15 protein-coding genes, 1 other RNA gene and 1 pseudogene are annotated in these 16,691 nt (G+C 42.0%); 16 read left to right on the top strand and 1 reads right to left on the bottom strand.

What is annotated here, in order from left to right; all coding sequences use genetic code 11:
- The 14 genes and pseudogenes from CSV77_RS17420 to CSV77_RS15705 all read left to right on the top strand — a co-directional run.
- The coding region (locus CSV77_RS17420; RefSeq protein ID WP_369802738.1) for an IS3 family transposase at positions 1 to 95 on the top strand (95 nt) is incomplete at its 5' end.
- A gap of 51 nt (positions 96 to 146) precedes the next feature.
- A pseudogene (locus CSV77_RS15765) lies at positions 147 to 356 on the top strand (sugar-binding domain-containing protein); the annotation flags it as partial.
- A 265-nt stretch (positions 357 to 621) separates the two neighbouring features.
- Positions 622 to 1,629, top strand: a complete 1,008-nt coding sequence (gene gap / locus CSV77_RS15760; RefSeq protein ID WP_099674143.1) for a type I glyceraldehyde-3-phosphate dehydrogenase — start codon at positions 622 to 624, stop codon at positions 1,627 to 1,629.
- Between the two features lie 133 nt (positions 1,630 to 1,762).
- Complete coding sequence (locus CSV77_RS15755; RefSeq protein ID WP_099674142.1) at positions 1,763 to 2,950, top strand: phosphoglycerate kinase; 1,188 nt, start codon at positions 1,763 to 1,765, stop codon at positions 2,948 to 2,950.
- Between the two features lie 12 nt (positions 2,951 to 2,962).
- Positions 2,963 to 3,727: a triose-phosphate isomerase gene (tpiA, locus tag CSV77_RS15750; RefSeq protein WP_099674141.1), complete on the top strand. Its 765-nt coding sequence runs from the start codon at positions 2,963 to 2,965 to the stop codon at positions 3,725 to 3,727.
- A complete protein-coding gene (gene gpmI, locus CSV77_RS15745) occupies positions 3,717 to 5,243 on the top strand; it encodes a 2,3-bisphosphoglycerate-independent phosphoglycerate mutase (RefSeq protein ID WP_099674140.1) in 1,527 nt (508 codons plus the stop codon). Before tpiA ends, gpmI begins: the two co-directional genes overlap by 11 nt.
- Positions 5,244 to 5,255: 12 nt before the next feature.
- On the top strand, positions 5,256 to 6,551 hold the full coding sequence (gene eno / locus CSV77_RS15740) for a phosphopyruvate hydratase (RefSeq protein WP_099630676.1): 1,296 nt from the start codon (positions 5,256 to 5,258) through the stop codon (positions 6,549 to 6,551).
- A gap of 111 nt (positions 6,552 to 6,662) precedes the next feature.
- Positions 6,663 to 6,890 carry a preprotein translocase subunit SecG gene (secG, locus tag CSV77_RS15735; RefSeq protein ID WP_029054061.1) on the top strand — a complete coding sequence of 76 codons (228 nt, stop codon included), beginning with the start codon at positions 6,663 to 6,665 and terminating at the stop codon, positions 6,888 to 6,890.
- A gap of 61 nt (positions 6,891 to 6,951) precedes the next feature.
- Entirely contained in the window at positions 6,952 to 7,698 is a 747-nt protein-coding gene (locus CSV77_RS15730) for an alpha/beta hydrolase (RefSeq protein WP_099674139.1), read from the top strand.
- 109 nt (positions 7,699 to 7,807) lie between these two features.
- Complete coding sequence (gene rnr / locus CSV77_RS15725) at positions 7,808 to 10,117, top strand: ribonuclease R (protein WP_233212285.1); 2,310 nt, start codon at positions 7,808 to 7,810, stop codon at positions 10,115 to 10,117.
- A gap of 42 nt (positions 10,118 to 10,159) precedes the next feature.
- Positions 10,160 to 10,627: an SsrA-binding protein SmpB gene (smpB, locus tag CSV77_RS15720; protein WP_099627435.1), complete on the top strand. Its 468-nt coding sequence runs from the start codon at positions 10,160 to 10,162 to the stop codon at positions 10,625 to 10,627.
- Positions 10,628 to 10,717: 90 nt separating this feature from the next.
- Positions 10,718 to 11,077, top strand: a transfer-messenger RNA (tmRNA) gene (gene ssrA, locus CSV77_RS15715).
- Positions 11,078 to 11,166: 89 nt separating this feature from the next.
- Positions 11,167 to 11,904, top strand: a complete 738-nt coding sequence (locus tag CSV77_RS15710; protein ID WP_099674137.1) for a Fic family protein — start codon at positions 11,167 to 11,169, stop codon at positions 11,902 to 11,904.
- A 75-nt stretch (positions 11,905 to 11,979) separates the two neighbouring features.
- Positions 11,980 to 12,222 (top strand): hypothetical protein, encoded by a 243-nt coding sequence (locus CSV77_RS15705; RefSeq protein ID WP_099674136.1) that lies wholly within the window; start codon positions 11,980 to 11,982, stop codon positions 12,220 to 12,222.
- 127 nt (positions 12,223 to 12,349) lie between these two features.
- Here CSV77_RS15705 and CSV77_RS15700 read toward each other — a convergent pair whose 3' ends face one another.
- On the bottom strand, positions 12,350 to 13,201 hold the full coding sequence (locus tag CSV77_RS15700; protein ID WP_099674135.1) for a DegV family protein: 852 nt from the start codon (positions 13,199 to 13,201) through the stop codon (positions 12,350 to 12,352).
- 677 nt (positions 13,202 to 13,878) lie between these two features.
- Here CSV77_RS15700 and CSV77_RS15695 point away from each other — a divergent pair.
- Both CSV77_RS15695 and CSV77_RS15690 read left to right on the top strand, forming a co-directional pair.
- Positions 13,879 to 15,471 (top strand): type I restriction-modification system subunit M, encoded by a 1,593-nt coding sequence (locus CSV77_RS15695; RefSeq protein WP_099674134.1) that lies wholly within the window; start codon positions 13,879 to 13,881, stop codon positions 15,469 to 15,471.
- Positions 15,461 to 16,687: a restriction endonuclease subunit S gene (locus CSV77_RS15690; RefSeq protein WP_099674133.1), complete on the top strand. Its 1,227-nt coding sequence runs from the start codon at positions 15,461 to 15,463 to the stop codon at positions 16,685 to 16,687. The genes CSV77_RS15695 and CSV77_RS15690 overlap by 11 nt, the downstream gene beginning before the upstream one ends.
- Positions 16,688 to 16,691 lie beyond the last annotated feature (4 nt).

Raw genomic sequence — 16,691 nt, 5'->3', positions numbered from 1 at the left:
GTTATATGACGTACTACAATCATTATCGAGGTCAATGGAATTTGAAAAAGCTGCCGCCTGCAAAATACAGACAACAGCTTCAACAAACAGTCTAGGCTTTTTTAAAACTGTCCTTTACAAAGGGTACATTTTAAGAAGCATTCGGCTTTTATTTTAATCAGCAAGGTGAAATTGTCCATCGTATTCGTACAGTTGGGATTCAGATGGAGCAATTGCAAGACGTTCCGCTCGTGCTCACAGTAGCCGGCGGGGCGAGTAAAGCGGAAGCACTGCTGTCGTATTTAGCGAGTGCACCGTCCCAAACCATTTTAGTGACAGACGAAGGCGCAGCACAAAATATGCTGTCGATTATGTAGAAATTAGATACAGCGTCTATGTAAGTTTAAATTAATTTGTTAAAAAAATACTTAGTTGATTGTAGTGGAAGGCGGCGACTCCAGCGGGAACAGCGCGAGCTGAAAGCCCCGCAGGAAGCGAAGCGGACGAGGAGATTGAAGCCGTGCCCGCGGAACGCGTCCGCCTGGAACGGAAATCAACGGTGCTTATGGGATTATGAATTCTTATATTTAACTTTTGCAATAGGCGAAAACATAACAACTACTTTAACGGAGGCGATTTATTATGACAGTGAAAATAGCGATTAACGGATTTGGACGAATTGGCCGATTGGTGCTTCGAGAAGCATTTGCAACTGAGGATATGGAAGTAGTAGCAATCAATGATTTGACAGACGCAGCGATGTTGGCTCATTTATTGAAATATGATTCAGTACACGGTATTTTCGATGCAGACGTGCAATCAGATGAATCTTCCATTCGTGTAAATGACAAAAAGATTAGTGTATTTGCAGAAAAAGATCCTGCAAATCTACCTTGGAAAGATCTTGGGATAGATATCGTTATCGATTGTACAGGTGTTTTCCGTTCAAAAGAAGGACTGCAAAAACACTTGGATGCAGGCGCAAAGAAAGTCATCTTGTCGGCTCCAGCGCAAGGTGAAATGACTACACTTGTGATGGGTGTCAATGAAGGAACGTATGATGCAGCGAACGACAACATCGTATCGAACGCGTCTTGTACGACGAACTGTTTAGCGCCTATTGTGAAAGTGTTGAACGATTCATTCGGTATTAAGCGCGGGATGATGACGACTATTCACTCGTATACGAACGACCAGAAAATTCTTGATCTTCCACACTCTGACTACCGACGTGCGCGTGCGGCTGGTGTGTCGATGATTCCGACTTCAACAGGTGCAGCTTCCGCTGTAACGAAAGTCATTCCTGAATTAAAAGGAAAACTAGATGGAATGGCAGTGCGTGTACCGACTCCGAATGTTTCACTTGTTGACTTTGTGACAGAACTAGAAAAAGAAGTAACAGTAGAAGATGTGAATAGTGCATTGAAGAAAGCATCTGAAGGCGAATTAAAAGGACGTCTATTCTTCAGTGATTTGCCACTCGTATCTGTTGATTACAATGGAAACACTGCATCTTCCACAGTAGACGGTTTGTCTACAATGGTCATGGAAGGCAATATGGTGAAAGTCATTTCTTGGTACGATAATGAGTCCGGTTACTCCGCTCGTTGTATCGATTTAGCACGATATATGAACGAACAAGGTCTATAAGTAGAGAAAACCATGAATTCTGTTATAAATCGTAGCCATTCCACAACTAACCGATTATAATGAATAAATATGGGTGAGAGGAACGGAGAACCCCGTTCCTCTTTTTGTATTTAAGCCGAGGAGGACTTATTGAATGAACATGAAAAAGACAATCAGGGATATTACTTTGGACGGTCGGCGCGTATTTTGTCGCGTAGATTTCAACGTACCGATGGAAGATGGAAAGGTAACGGATGATACGCGCATTCGAGCGGCACTACCAACAATTGAATATATGACAAACGCGGGGGCAAAAGTTATTTTAGCTAGCCACCTAGGACGGCCTAAAGGTGAAGTGAAAGAAGATATGCGTATGACACCTGCTGGCGATAAATTGTCTGAGCTTCTAGGTAAAACAGTGAAGAAACTCGATTCATCGATCGGTGAAGAAGTGGAGAAAGCGATTGCAGAAATGAAAGATGGCGACGTGATTTTGCTTGAAAACGTTCGCTTTAATCCAGGCGAAGAGAAGAATGATGCTGAACTATCCAAGCAATTTGCAGAACTTGCCGACATCTTTGTGAATGACGCATTTGGAACAGCGCACCGCGCACATGCTTCTACCGCTGGAATTGCAGAATACATACCTGGCGTTCTTGGTTTCTTACTCGAGAAAGAATTAGATGTTCTCGGAAAAGCATTGTCTCATCCCGATCGTCCTTTCACAGCGATCATAGGTGGCGCGAAAGTAAAAGACAAAATCGGTGTTATCGATAATTTGTTGGATAAAGTCGATAACTTGTTGATTGGTGGCGGATTGTCGTATACATTCACACGCGCACAAGGTCATGAAACTGGAGATTCTCTAGTAGAAGAAGATAAAGTAGAGTTGGCGAAGTCTTTCATTGAAAAGGCGAAGCGAAAGGCAGTCACTCTATACTTGCCGACAGATGCAGTCGTAGCGAATACGTTTGCTGCGGATGCAGAAACTAAAACGGTTTCAGTCGATGCCATTACAGAAGGCTGGATGGGTCTGGATATCGGGCCGGAAACTGCAAAGCGTTACGAGCAAGTCATTAAAGACTCACGGTTTGTCATTTGGAACGGGCCGATGGGTGTGTTCGAAATGGAACCATTCGCAAACGGAACGAAAACTGTGGCGGATGCAATGGCGGAAACGTCTGCGTATACGGTAATTGGTGGAGGGGACTCTGCAGCGGCTGTTGAAAAGTTTGAAGTAGCGGATCAAATGGATCACGTATCTACAGGTGGCGGCGCTTCACTCGAATTCATGGAAGGCAAAGAGTTGCCAGGAGTAGCTGTATTACAAGATCGAGAATAAGGAGGAATTCTTTTGCGAAAACGAATCATTGCGGGCAACTGGAAAATGTTTAAATTATCTAGGGAAGCTGCAGAATTTGCGGAACATATTAAAGAACAACTCACGGCGTCAGATCAAGTCGAAGCAGTCATTTGCCCACCAGCATTGTATCTGAACGATTTACTGCAACGTTTTGAAACGACTGCAATCAAAGTAGGCGCTCAAACGATGCATGACACAGACGAAGGGGCGTTCACTGGCGAAATTAGCCCGGCCATGCTTGAAGACTTAGGGGTACACTATGTCATTCTTGGACATTCTGAACGTCGCCAATACTTCAATGAAACAGACGATACAGTGAATAAAAAAGTACTCGCAGCGTTCAACCATCACCTAGTTCCGATCATCTGTGTAGGCGAAACATTGGAACAGCGCGAAGCACTCGAAACGGTTTCGATCGTCTCAGCGCAAGTGGAAAAAGCGTTATTCGGTGTCACAGCGGAACAAGCGAAACAGTCCGTCATTGCGTACGAACCTATCTGGGCGATCGGCACAGGCGAAACAGCAACGGCTGACGATGCCAATGAAGTATGTGCAGCGATCCGTCATAAGATCGAAACACTCTACTCATCAGACGTGGCGAATGCAGTACGCATTCAATATGGCGGTAGTGTAAAACCAGAAAATATCGCTGAATTACTTAGCAAAGATCATATCGACGGTGCATTAGTCGGAGGAGCAAGTCTTGATCCGACCGCATTTGTTAAATTAGTGGAGGCTGGGACTCATGGCGAATAAACCGGTCGCGTTAATTATCTTGGACGGTTTTGGCTTACGAGATGAAACGTACGGCAACGCGGTAGCGCACGCCAACATTCCAAATTTTGACTTGCTGTGGGAGAACTACCCGCACGCAACATTGACGGCATGTGGAGAAGCAGTAGGGTTACCAGAAGGACAAATGGGGAACTCTGAAGTGGGGCACTTGAACATTGGTGCTGGACGTATCGTCTATCAAAGCTTGACGCGTATCAATAAGTCGATTCGTGAAGGCGAGTTCTTTGCCAACGCGGCATTGCTTGAAACGATGGAGCATGTCAAAACGAATGGTTCTGCACTTCACGTGATGGGGTTGCTGTCTGACGGTGGCGTTCATAGTCATTATGAGCATTTATTCGCTTTATTGAAAATGGCGAAAGAACACGGTGTAGAACGCGTCTACTTGCATGCATTCCTCGATGGCCGTGACGTAGGACCAACGACGGCTCTTCCTTATATCAAACGTACTGAAGATGTGATGGAAGAAGTCGGTGTCGGTCAGATTGCGACTGTGTCCGGCAGATATTTTGCGATGGACCGCGACAAGCGCTGGGAACGGGTGCAGAAAACGTATGACGCTATGGTGTATGGGATCGGACCACATTGTGATTCAGCAGAAGAAGGAATCCGAGCTTCTTATGCCGAAGAAATACATGATGAGTTTGTCGAGCCGTTTGTCATTCAACAAGACGGCAAACCGGTGGCGACGATTGACAATGGAGATGCGGTCATCTTCTTCAATTTCCGTCCAGACCGTGCGATTCAATTGTCACGTGCTCTAACGCAACCTGACTTTGATGGCTTTGATCGAGGCGTGAAAAAATTTACGGACTTACATTTTGTCGGCTTTACGCATTATAATGATGAGGTAGTAGCGGACATTGTATTCCATAATGTCAATTTAACCAAAACAATTGGTGAAGTGCTTGAAGATCAAGGCAAGCGTCAGTTGCGAATTGCGGAAACGGAAAAGTATCCACATGTCACGTTCTTTATGAGTGGCGGACGCGAAGAGAAGTTTGAAGGGGAAACTCGAATTCTTATCAATTCGCCAAAAGTCGCAACGTATGATTTGAAACCGGAAATGAGCGCATACGAAGTGACGGATGCGTTAGTTGCCGAAATCGAAGCGGAACGACAAGATGCTATTATCCTAAACTTCGCGAATCCGGATATGGTCGGCCATAGCGGAATGCTAGAGCCCACTGTAAAAGCGATTGAAACGGTTGACGCTTGTTTAGGCCGAATCATTGACGCTTTATCGGCAAAAGGCGGATCTGCTATCATCACAGCGGATCACGGCAATGCGGATGAAGTAACGACAATCGGTGGACAACCTATGACAGCGCACACGACAAATCCTGTACCTGTCATTGTCACGAATCCAGATGTCGTACTGCGCACAGACGGTATTCTTGCAGACTTGGCACCGACGCTATTGAAAATGTTAGGAATTCCACAACCGGTTGAAATGACCGGAAAACCATTATTCTAAGGAGAGATTTTCATGCCAATCATTACCCACATTCAAGCTAGAGAAGTATTGGATTCACGAGGCAATCCAACTGTAGAAGTAGAAGTATTCACAGAAAGCGGTGCCTTTGGACGTGCCATCGTACCATCTGGTGCATCTACTGGGGAGTATGAAGCGGTAGAATTACGTGACGGCGACGAAAATCGTTATAACGGTAAAGGTGTATTGAAAGCTGTAGATCACGTCAATGAAGTCATCTCTTCTGAATTCGAAGAAAACTATTCCGTATTGGATCAAGTTGTAATCGACAGAGCATTGATCGAACTTGATGGTACAGAGAATAAAGGCAAGCTCGGTGCTAACGCCATTCTTGGTGTATCTATGGCGGTTGCACACGCAGCAGCAGACTACTTAGACGTTCCATTGTACCAGTACCTTGGTGGCTTCAACGCGAAGCAATTGCCAGTACCGATGATGAATATCTTAAACGGTGGAGAGCACGCAGATAACAACGTCGACATCCAGGAATTCATGATTATGCCAGTTGGCGCAGAATCTTTCCGTCATGCACTTCGCATGGGTACGGAAATTTTCCACAGCCTAAAATCGGTACTTCATGGCAAAGGCTTGAACACAGCAGTTGGAGACGAAGGCGGATTTGCTCCGAACCTGGCTTCTAACGAAGAAGCACTTTCTACAATTATTGAAGCAATTGAAAAAGCAGGTTACAAAGCTGGCGAAGATATTTTGCTTGCTATGGACGTAGCTTCTTCTGAGTTTTACGATAAAGACCAAAACAACTACTATCTTGCAGGTGAAGATATCCGTAAAACATCTGAAGAGATGGTTGCTTGGTATGAAGAGCTTTGTGACAAGTACCCAATCGTATCTATTGAAGACGGCTTGGATGAGAACGACTGGGATGGCCACAAGCTATTGACGGAGCGTCTTGGTAACAAAGTGCAATTAGTGGGTGACGATCTTTTCGTTACAAACACAGAGAAACTATCACGCGGAATCAAAGAAGGCATCGGTAACTCGATCCTGATCAAAGTGAACCAAATCGGTACATTGACTGAAACATTCGATGCGATTGAAATGGCGAAACGTGCGGGCTATACAGCAGTCATCTCTCACCGTTCAGGTGAATCTGAAGATGTGACGATTGCGGACATCGCAGTTGCGACAAACGCTGGCCAAATCAAAACAGGTGCACCTTCTCGTTCGGATCGTGTCGCGAAGTACAATCAATTGCTTCGTATCGAAGATCAATTGTTTGAAACTGCACAGTACCTAGGCAAAGATACATTCTATAATTTGAATAAATAATCGCAACTAGTACCAGTCAATCGGCACAATTCGTAACAAAAGGTTGTGCCGAGAGATTTGCTTTGGTAGAATAGAAATGTTGTAACTTGCTATTTTTGGAGGTGGAAAAACATGCATGCAGTTTTCACAGCATCGCTGATAGTCGTAGCTATAGCATTAATAGTAGTCGTTTTATTGCAATCCGGTAAGAGTGCGGGACTGTCAGGGGCCATCTCCGGAGGCGCAGAGCAACTTTTCGGAAAACAAAAAGCACGTGGATTAGATCTCGTTCTACAAAGAGCGACAATCGTCTTATCCGTCTTATTTTTTGTCCTAACCATTGCGATCATGAAAATATAAAATGCAAGCGCCTGACCATGTTTGAACGGTCAGGCGCTTTTCGTAGAAAGGAACGAAAAACATGCGAATTGCCCAACCGAAACCATTCTTCTTTCAACATGGAAAACGTGCGGTATTACTGTTGCATGGTTTCACAGGAACATCCGCGGACGTGCGGATGCTCGGCCGCTTCCTTGAAAAACATAATTATACCTCATTGGCACCGCATTACCGCGGTCATGGAGTGCCGCCTGAAGAATTGATCCAGACGAATCCTGACCAGTGGTGGGAAGATGTAGTCGATGCATATAATCAGCTAAAAGAGGCAGGATATAATGAGATTGCTGTGGCGGGACTATCACTCGGTGGTGTATTTTCATTGAGACTCGCAGCGCAATTTCCACTAAAAGGCATCGTGACGATGTGTGCACCGATGACGATGAAAACAACTGATTTAATGTGGTCAGGCGTGCTGAAATATGCACGAGACTACAAAAAGTTCGCAGGTCAATCAGACGAGCAAATCAAATTAGAAATGGATGATTTGAAAACGAAGTCGATGCCGGGTCTGGACGGTTTACAATCTATGGTCCAAGACGTGCGCGATCAAGTCGACTGCATCTACACACCATTACTCGTTGTTCAATCACGTCACGACGACGTAATCGATCCGAATTCCGCACAAATTATTTACGACGATGCACAATCCACAGAAAAAGAACTACAATGGTACGAAGAATCAGGACATGTCATTACACTAGGTCCCGAAAAAGCACAACTTCACGAAAACGTACTAAAATTTTTAGAATCCCTTGATTGGCAAGAGTGAAATTAGGGGAAGATATAACTAAAGGAAAAAAGGAGGAGATGATTGTTTGGAACCAAATATAAAAGAGTTACAAGAACGGGTTTTGTCTTTATTAAAAGAGAAATCCTATATGCCGTCCACTGTCCACGAGATTTCAGAAGCACTCAACTTAGAACAGGCGGACGACTTTAAAGATCTAGTGAAAATGCTCGTACAATTAGAACAGAACGGAAAAATCGTACGTTCACGCAATAACCGCTACGGCTTACCTGAACAAATGAATCTTCTTCGCGGAAAATTCATCGGTCACGCAAAAGGCTTCGGCTTTGTCGTACCAGAAGAAGTGGAGGGCGATGATGTCTTCATCCCACCTCATGAAGTAAACGGCGCGATGAATGGCGATATCGTCTTCGTACGCGTATCCGACAGCTCATTCGGAGATCGTCGCGAAGGCGTCATCACGAAAGTCGTCGAGCGTAAAACTACGCAAGTTGTCGGAACGTATCAAGTACATGAAGGATATGGTTTCGTCTTGCCGGATGACAAGAAATTGCCGATGGATTTGTATATCGAAAAAGGTCATTCATTGGAAGCGGTAGACGGTCAAAAAGTGATCGCGGAAATTACCAACTGGCCGACCGATGAAAACAGTGCAACTGGCATGATCACACAGATTCTCGGGCATAAAAATGACCCAGGTGTAGACATCCTATCGATCATTCATAAGCACGGCATTGCGATCGAATTCCCTGAAGACGTCATGGAACACGCGAAAAGTGTACCGACGACAGTTCAGCCAGAAGACTTCGAAGGCCGTAGAGATTTACGTAAAGAATTGACGATGACTATTGACGGTGCCGACGCAAAAGACTTGGATGATGCGATTTCAGTCTTCAAAGAAGACAACGGATCCTATCGTCTATTTGTGCATATTTCGGACGTTAGCTACTATGTCACGGAGAACTCTCCAATGGACGTAGAAGCAGCAGACCGTGGCACGAGTGTCTATCTTACGGACCGCGTGATTCCGATGTTACCGCATCGTTTGTCTAACGGCATTTGTTCCATCAATCCAGGAGAAGACCGCTTGACACTGACATGTGAAATGAAAGTCGATGCCAACGGTAAAGTCATTGACCATGATATTTATCCAAGTGTCATCAACTCGAGTTATCGTATGACATATGATGATGTCTACCAAATCATCGATCATCAAGACGAAGAACTATCGAAGAAATACGAAGAAATCGTACCGATGCTAAACGATATGGCGAAACTGGCTAGTAATTTCCGTCAAAAGCGTAAAAACCGTGGCGCTATCGATTTCGATTTCAAAGAATCCAAAATTCTCGTAGATGAAGATGGCTGGCCGACAGACGTGATCATTATTGAGCGTACAGTTTCTGAACGTTTGATCGAAGAGTTCATGTTAGCTGCCAATGAAACCGTTGCAGAGCACTTAGACCGGATGAAAGTACCTTTCTTATACCGAATCCACGAAGATCCAAAAGAAGAGAAATTACAACGCTTCTTCGAGTTTCTTACGACATTCGGAATCGTCGTCAAAGGAACGGGTAAACAAGTAGATTCAGGCGCATTGCAAGAAATTGTGGAATCCATTGAAGGACTGCCAGAAGAATCTCTAATCTCGACGATGCTATTGCGTTCGATGCAACAAGCGAAGTACTTCCAAGACAGTATTGGTCACTTCGGTTTAGCGACGGACTTTTACACGCACTTCACCGCACCGATCAGAAGATATCCTGACTTAATCGTACACCGTCTCATTCGCACGTATTTATTCAATAAAGACGTCTCGGCGCAAACGGTTGCCCATTGGTCTGCTGAACTACCTGAAATCGCTCGCCACACGTCTGAACGTGAACGTCGTGCAGTAGATGCAGAGCGTGATACGGACGCATTGAAGAAAGCACAGTTTATGGTCGATAAAGTTGGGGAAGAGTTTGAAGGTGTCATTTCGTCTGTTACGAACTTCGGCATCTTTGTGGAACTTCCGAATACGATCGAAGGGCTTGTGCATGTCAAGAACATGAACGACGACTATTATCGCTTCGATGATCGCCAAATGATGATGATCGGGGAACGTACAGCGAAACAATACCGTATCGGGGACGAAGTAAAAGTGCGTGTGACATCTGTTAAACCAGAAGAGCAAGCAGTGGACTTCGAAATCGTTGGAATGAAAGAAAACTTCAGAGGCTCCCGTAAAGAAACACCAAAAGTCATCCAGGCTGGCAGAGGCAAGAGCCGTGGTCAAGGTGCAGGCAGAGGAAGAAGCCAAGGTGAAAGTAGTAAATCAAGTGCCGGTGGCGGAGCGAAAAGTTCCAGCGACAAGCGCAATAAAAAGTACGAAAAGCCAAAGAAGAAGTTTTATGAAGGTATGCCAAAGAAATCTAAGAAACGTCCGAAGAAAAAATAAGACTGGAGCGTGTCTCCGGTCTTCTGTCAGGGAGGAAGTTGCATGGCCAAAGGAACTGGAAAAGTACTCGCCGTCAATAAAAAGGCGAACTTTGATTACGCAATTGAAGAAACGATTGAAGCAGGAATCGTGCTAAAAGGAACGGAAATCAAATCGATCCGCAAAGGGAAAGTCCAGTTGCGCGATGCGTTTATATTAATCCGTAATAACGAAGCATGGCTGTCGAATATGCATATCAGTCCCTATGAACAAGGGAATATCCATAACCATGATCCAGTTCGTGTGCGTAAGTTACTATTGCACAAAAAACAGATTGCTTCACTTGCAGGCACGATGAAAGAACAAGGTTATTCGATCATCCCGTTGAAAATGTATATTAAAAACGGTTTCGCTAAAGTATTGATCGGCGTAGGTAAAGGGAAGAAACTCTATGATAAGCGCCAAGACTTGAAAGAAAAAGAGCATAAGCGCGATATGCAACGAGCATTCAAAGCCAATCAACAAGATTGATATTCCCGCTGAATTATTATATACTAGATGAAGTATCAAGTACGACCCGCCGTTTTAAGTGAAACGGACCTGGGTTCCGGACTTTCCTTCGGGGACGTTACGGATTCGACAGGGGTGGTCTGGGCTTGAGCCGCGCGTCGGAGGGATCGTCTCCGTCAGAAACGACAGTTAATAATAACTGGCAAAACAAACAACAACCTAGCATTCGCAGCATAAGCTGTTGAATCTACCTTCCGTTTCCATCGCTCATGTGGAGGCGTAAGGTTCACTTATAGTGAGCTACGATGACATCTGCATTCTGAGGCTGTCATAAGAGATTCCCGGAATAGCGCACAGGAAGCCCTGATTGATGGCATAATGCTTGCGCGAAACCAAATGATCAATCTACACGCGTAGACGCTGAAGTAGCAGAGCCTTTGGACGTGGGTTCGACTCCCACCGTCTCCATTATGAGATTAAGGTGTAAAAAGATGTAAGGGATATTGTACAAGAGAACCTCTTGTGTGATATCCCTTATTTTAATAGGGGGTATATGCACTATGAAAGAAAAACTGGATACAATTTCATTGTTGAAGAAGAAAGTTGATCAGCAACGACCACTATCTAAGGAACTGGTTCGAAGTCTTAAAGAGGATTTTCTAATTAAAAGTACGTACCACTCCAATGCAATTGAAGGAAATACGTTAACGGTTTATGAAACGAAGGCAGTGCTTGAAGATGGCATAACCATTGCTGGAAAATCTATGAGAGAGCATTTAGAAGCTATTAATCATAAAGAAGCTATTTTGGTTGCGGAAGAGATAGTTCAGCAAGATCAGCCCCTCTCAGAAATAGTGATTAAAGAATTGCATGGCATCGTCTTGCATTCAATAGATAGAGCCAATGCCGGGAAGTATAGAGAGCAGAATGTAATTATATCAGGTGCCTCTCATACACCACCTGATGCTGTAGTCGTTCCGCAGTTAATGACGGATTCGATTGAGTGGTACAATGCTGCTACAAATTTACATCCAGTGGAAAGAGCGGCGATTCTTCATAGTAAGTTTGTAAATATCCATCCATTCACTGATGGCAATGGCAGGACGGCTCGCTTATTGTTGAATTTAGAGCTGGTGCGATCGGGTTATTTGCCGGTTATTATTGAGACAGGGCGTCGGTTTGAGTATTATGAGTTGTTGGATCGGGCTGCTGTTACGGGAGATTATGAAGGGTTTGTGGAGTTTGTTGTGGATTATGAAGAGATGGAATTGGAACGATATTTAGAGTTTTTAGGTTAGTCGTAGTTGTCTATAGACCAGTGGTTAATCTAACATGTGTAGATACTGAAACTTTCAGAAGGAAGTGAGTTAGTTATGACATTGGCAGATCAGTGGAGAGAAGAAGGCTTGCAAAAAGGAATTGAAAAGGGGAAACAAATCGGTAAAGAGGAAGCATTGGCGGAAGTTGCCGCTAATCAGTTAACCGAGAGATTTGGCAAATTACCAGTGGATATTAAAGACGCGATTATGCGAGCGGATTCGATTGCATTGGGTCTGTTATTATCTAATATTTTCCGTTATGAATCTGTGGAAGATGTTTGGAAATATATTCAGTAAGAGTTTAGATGAGAGTTTTATTATAAAACAAACAGACAATCTATAGTTGTGGACGCTATTTGAGTTTTATTGGATAAGCCTCAATATAGTTAAAGGTACCTGTATAAACTCAGGTACCTTTTTGACGTTAAACTTCTATCCCCGCAATCCCAAATCCTCCAGGACCAGAATGTGACGAAATCATAGCGCCAGCTTCAATCCAAAGACTATTTTCAAAACCTCTTTCTCGTGCAATTTCATTGATCCGTTCTTTGATAGTTTCACTAAGCCCGATTGAGTATATAAAATAAATTTGTTGTCTATCAATGTCGTATTGCTGTAAATAATCAAGCAGTAAACTTTCAGCCACTTTGCTCATGTTCCCACGATATTTTTTAGTCGAAACAAGCTTTCCTTCCACTAATTCAATACATGGTTTGATTTTTAACAAAGCCCCGCCAAAATACGCCATATTGCTGACACGTCCGCCAGCTCTTAAAAAATCTAAGCTACCCGGAAGGAAGGCAAGTCTCGCTTTTGGAACCTTTGCTTCGATTTTTTCTAGCAAGTGGACAGGATCCATTTCGGGTTCTTCCTCCAGCAGAGCCACCGCATACATAATCACCGCAGTTAATCCGCCTGTAACGTTTAATGCATCGATTAAATAAATATCCTCCACATCTTCTGCTGCTGTTAATGCATTTTGATAGGAAACAGATGCCTTTGATGTATAGCCTATATGAACGATTGTATGATCAGGAAATTCTGTTCGAATCTTTTTGAAGAACTCTTGGTATTCATGGGTATTTGTGGCGGCGGTAGACGGTATTTTTTTAGTGCGGTCGTAAAAATCAAAGATGTCTGTTACGGGTAGATGACCGTCTAAATAGTCCTGGCCGTCCATGATGACGTGCATGGGTACTACATGGATGTTGTGTTTCTTTGCTAGAATTTCCGGCAAGTCGGCACCGCTTTCGGTTGTTAGGATGATGTTTTTCACTATGTGTCGCCTCCAGTTCAGATTTTATTGGGTGTGTAGTTATTGAGTTTAGTTTAACTATACAGGATAGATAGGTGATATATGTTTGGATTAATGAAATATGTAATAGAGTAGTTTTGTTTAACTCAATGAACGGATAAATTGGTACGAACATCATGTGGTACTAGTAAGCTATGATTATACCTACATTCTTAATGTGTCATAAAAGATTCTAGGAATAGAGCTCAGGAGGCGCTGATTGAAAGCATAATGGATTGTTCGAAAACAAATCAACCATTTACACGTGTAGATGCTGAAGTAACAAAACCTTTGGACGTGGGTTCGACTCCCACCGTCTCCATATTAAATATAAAATACGGTACCAGGTCCCGACGAAAATTAGAACTAATTCTGAATTTGAATAGTGTGGTGTGAGAACTTGATACCTTTAATTGAGGATTGCAATATGAATTGTTTAGGTACTCGGCACTCATTTAGATGTTTTCTCACTCAATGTATCATGTCGTTTTATAGACATTTAGTAGATATGATATGATAAGAACAAATGCACCTATACTAGATATTTTGGTATATCAAATTATAAAGATTAGTGAGTGAATGTAATTACTTCTTTAGGTGCTTAGAGTAAAAGTTAAATCTCAATACAAATTTTATAAAAGAAAAGCGAGGAACACAACATGGCTGAATTGAACACGATATTATTTAGTGCTGCCGACAACTTGCGCAACAAAATGGACGCATCAGAATATAAGAACTATCTATTAGGATTGATATTCTATAAATACTTATCCGACCGTTTATTAGAAAAAGTAGTGGAGCTTGCTGATGAATCATTGGAAGAATACGATACAGCAGATAAACAAACACAACTATATAGAGAGTTATTAGCCGATGTAGACGTAATAGATGACTTGATTGAAACACTGGTGGATACATTAGGTTACGATATCGAACCAGATTATTTGTTCAATGTCTTAACAGATCAGGCGAAACAAAACACGTTCCAGTTAAATGCCTTAACCAAAGCATTTATGCACTTATCTACAAAATATTATCAATTTAATGGCTTGTTCGATGATGTGGATTTAACGTCTAAAAAACTAGGATCAGACCCACAGCAGCGCAATATTACGATTACAGAAGTAATAAAGAAGCTGAATCCAATTAATTTATTAGGGCATGGTGGAGATGTAATTGGAGATGCCTATGAGTTCTTAATCAGTCAGTTTGCTTCAGAAGCGGGAAAGAAAGCAGGAGAGTTCTATACACCACATGAAGTATCGGTCATGATGGCGCGTATTGCGGCAATCGGTCAAGAAGATAAAAAGTTATTTAGCGTATATGACCCGACGATGGGATCCGGTTCCTTGATGTTGAATGTCCGAAATTATATCAACCATCCGGAAAGCGTCAAATATCATGGACAAGAGTTAAACACGACCACGTATAACCTTGCAAAGATGAACTTGATCTTGCATGGTGTAGACAAGGAAGATATGCGTTTAAGTAATGGAGATACGTTGAACAAAGACTGGCCAACAGAAGAACCCTATACATTTGATTCAGTATTAATGAATCCGCCGTATTCTGCCAAATGGTCAGCAGATGATACATTCCTAGACGATTCTCGTTTCAATCGTTATGGAAGATTAGCACCTAAATCAAAAGCAGACTTTGCATTTTTATTACACGGACTGTATCACTTGAAAGATTCAGGGACCATGGCAATCGTTTTACCGCATGGTGTATTATTCCGTGGGGCTGCGGAAGGTATTATTCGTAAAAAGTTATTGGAAGATGGCAATATAGACGCAGTAATTGGCATGCCAGCCAATCTATTCTTTGGAACTTCGATTCCCACAACGGTCATTATATTGAAGAAGAACCGTACAACTCGTGATGTGTTATTTATTGATGCGAGTAAAGGCTTTAAAAAAGTAGGAAATCAAAATAAGCTGTCAACTGAACATATTGAGCAGGTTTTCAAAACGTATATCAATCGAAAAAACGTAGAGAAATATGCTTATGTTGCCACGTTTGAAAAAATTAAAGAAAATGATTTCAACTTGAATATCCCTCGATATGTAGATGTTTTTGAAGATGAAGTACCTGTTGATATGGAAGCCATTGGTTCAATGATTAAGGATATTAGAAAAGAAAAAGCAGAACTAGATTCAAATTTGTATGAGATAATTTCTTCGCTACAAATTTCTGATGAGAATACAGAATGGATTAAAGGTGCATTAGAGGTGTTTAAAGATGAAAAATAAAGACAAACCAGACATTCGATTTGATGGATTTAATGAAAATTTCAAAGCTTATAACCTAGGGGATATCGTTGAAGTCTTAGATGGTGATAGAGGTAAAGAATATCCCTCTGGAAATGAGTTGTCTGTAATAGGTCATACGGTATTTCTAAATGCCAATAATATAACGAGAAATGGATTTTCATTAGATAAATTGCAGTATATAACAGAACAGAAAAGCAATTTAATGGGAAATGGGAAGGTAAAGCTAGAAGACACTATTCTCACATCAAGAGGAAGTGTAGGGAATATAGCATATTATAATAATGATATTAATAAAAAAATACCTCACGCTAGAATTAATTCAGGCATGCTTATACTCCGCCCTAGTAAGACTATTCATTCGGGATATATAGCTCAATATTTAAATTCTTCTATAGGAAAAAAACAAATTAAACTTCAAGCGTTTGGAAGTGCTCAACCTCAATTAACAAAAAGAGATGTTACTAATATTACTGTATCAATTCCGGAACTGACTGAACAAAAAAAAATTACTAATTTGGTAGAAACTCTAGATAATATCATAGTTCTTCAACAACAAGAACTAACCATCCTAAAACAAACAAAACAAGGATTCTTGCAAAAAATGTTTCCAAAAGAAGGGGAGAAAGTGCCAGAAGTACGGTTTCCGGGGTTTACTGATAATTGGAAGAGTCTAAAGTTAAGTGATGTAGCTACATTTATAAATGGAAGAGCATATAAACAACAAGAATTATTAGAGTCAGGAATGTATAAGGTTTTAAGAGTTGGTAATTTTTACACTAATAACAAATGGTACTACTCGGATCTAGAACTAGAAGATAAATTTTACGCAGACAAAGGTGATTTGCTATATACATGGTCAGCCTCTTTTGGACCACACATATGGCAAGGAGACAAAGTTATTTATCATTATCACATTTGGAAAGTAGAATTAAAAAGTGGTCTTGATAAACAATTTGCAGTTCAATTACTCGAATACGATAAAGCGAAAATCTTAAATGGAAGTAATGGTTCTACAATGATTCATCTAACCAAAAAAGGTATGGAAGAAAAGAAATTTTCACTTCCATCTATTGAAGAACAAGTTGAAATAGGTAGTTTCTTCAAAAAAATAGACGAAGTAATCGCACTACACGAACAAGAACTAGAAGCCCTGCAACAAACCAAAAAAGCATTCCTACAAAAAATGTTTGTCTAAGCAG

Source organism: Sporosarcina sp. P16b (assembly GCF_002743065.1).
Taxonomy (GTDB): Bacteria; Bacillota; Bacilli; order Bacillales_A; family Planococcaceae; genus Sporosarcina.
The sequence above is the reverse complement of the archived record's forward strand: the minus strand, read 5'-3'. Positions and strand labels throughout refer to the sequence as shown.

Coding starts and splice junctions, on each gene's coding strand:
- gap (WP_099674143.1), top strand. CDS start 622: ATGACAGTGAAAATAGCGATTAACGGATTTGGACGAATTGGCCGATTG.
- CSV77_RS15755 (WP_099674142.1), top strand. CDS start 1,763: ATGAACATGAAAAAGACAATCAGGGATATTACTTTGGACGGTCGGCGC.
- gpmI (WP_099674140.1), top strand. CDS start 3,717: ATGGCGAATAAACCGGTCGCGTTAATTATCTTGGACGGTTTTGGCTTA.
- eno (WP_099630676.1), top strand. CDS start 5,256: ATGCCAATCATTACCCACATTCAAGCTAGAGAAGTATTGGATTCACGA.
- secG (WP_029054061.1), top strand. CDS start 6,663: ATGCATGCAGTTTTCACAGCATCGCTGATAGTCGTAGCTATAGCATTA.
- CSV77_RS15730 (WP_099674139.1), top strand. CDS start 6,952: ATGCGAATTGCCCAACCGAAACCATTCTTCTTTCAACATGGAAAACGT.
- rnr (WP_233212285.1), top strand. CDS start 7,808: ATGCCGTCCACTGTCCACGAGATTTCAGAAGCACTCAACTTAGAACAG.
- smpB (WP_099627435.1), top strand. CDS start 10,160: ATGGCCAAAGGAACTGGAAAAGTACTCGCCGTCAATAAAAAGGCGAAC.
- CSV77_RS15710 (WP_099674137.1), top strand. CDS start 11,167: ATGAAAGAAAAACTGGATACAATTTCATTGTTGAAGAAGAAAGTTGAT.
- CSV77_RS15705 (WP_099674136.1), top strand. CDS start 11,980: ATGACATTGGCAGATCAGTGGAGAGAAGAAGGCTTGCAAAAAGGAATT.
- CSV77_RS15695 (WP_099674134.1), top strand. CDS start 13,879: ATGGCTGAATTGAACACGATATTATTTAGTGCTGCCGACAACTTGCGC.
- CSV77_RS15690 (WP_099674133.1), top strand. CDS start 15,461: ATGAAAAATAAAGACAAACCAGACATTCGATTTGATGGATTTAATGAA.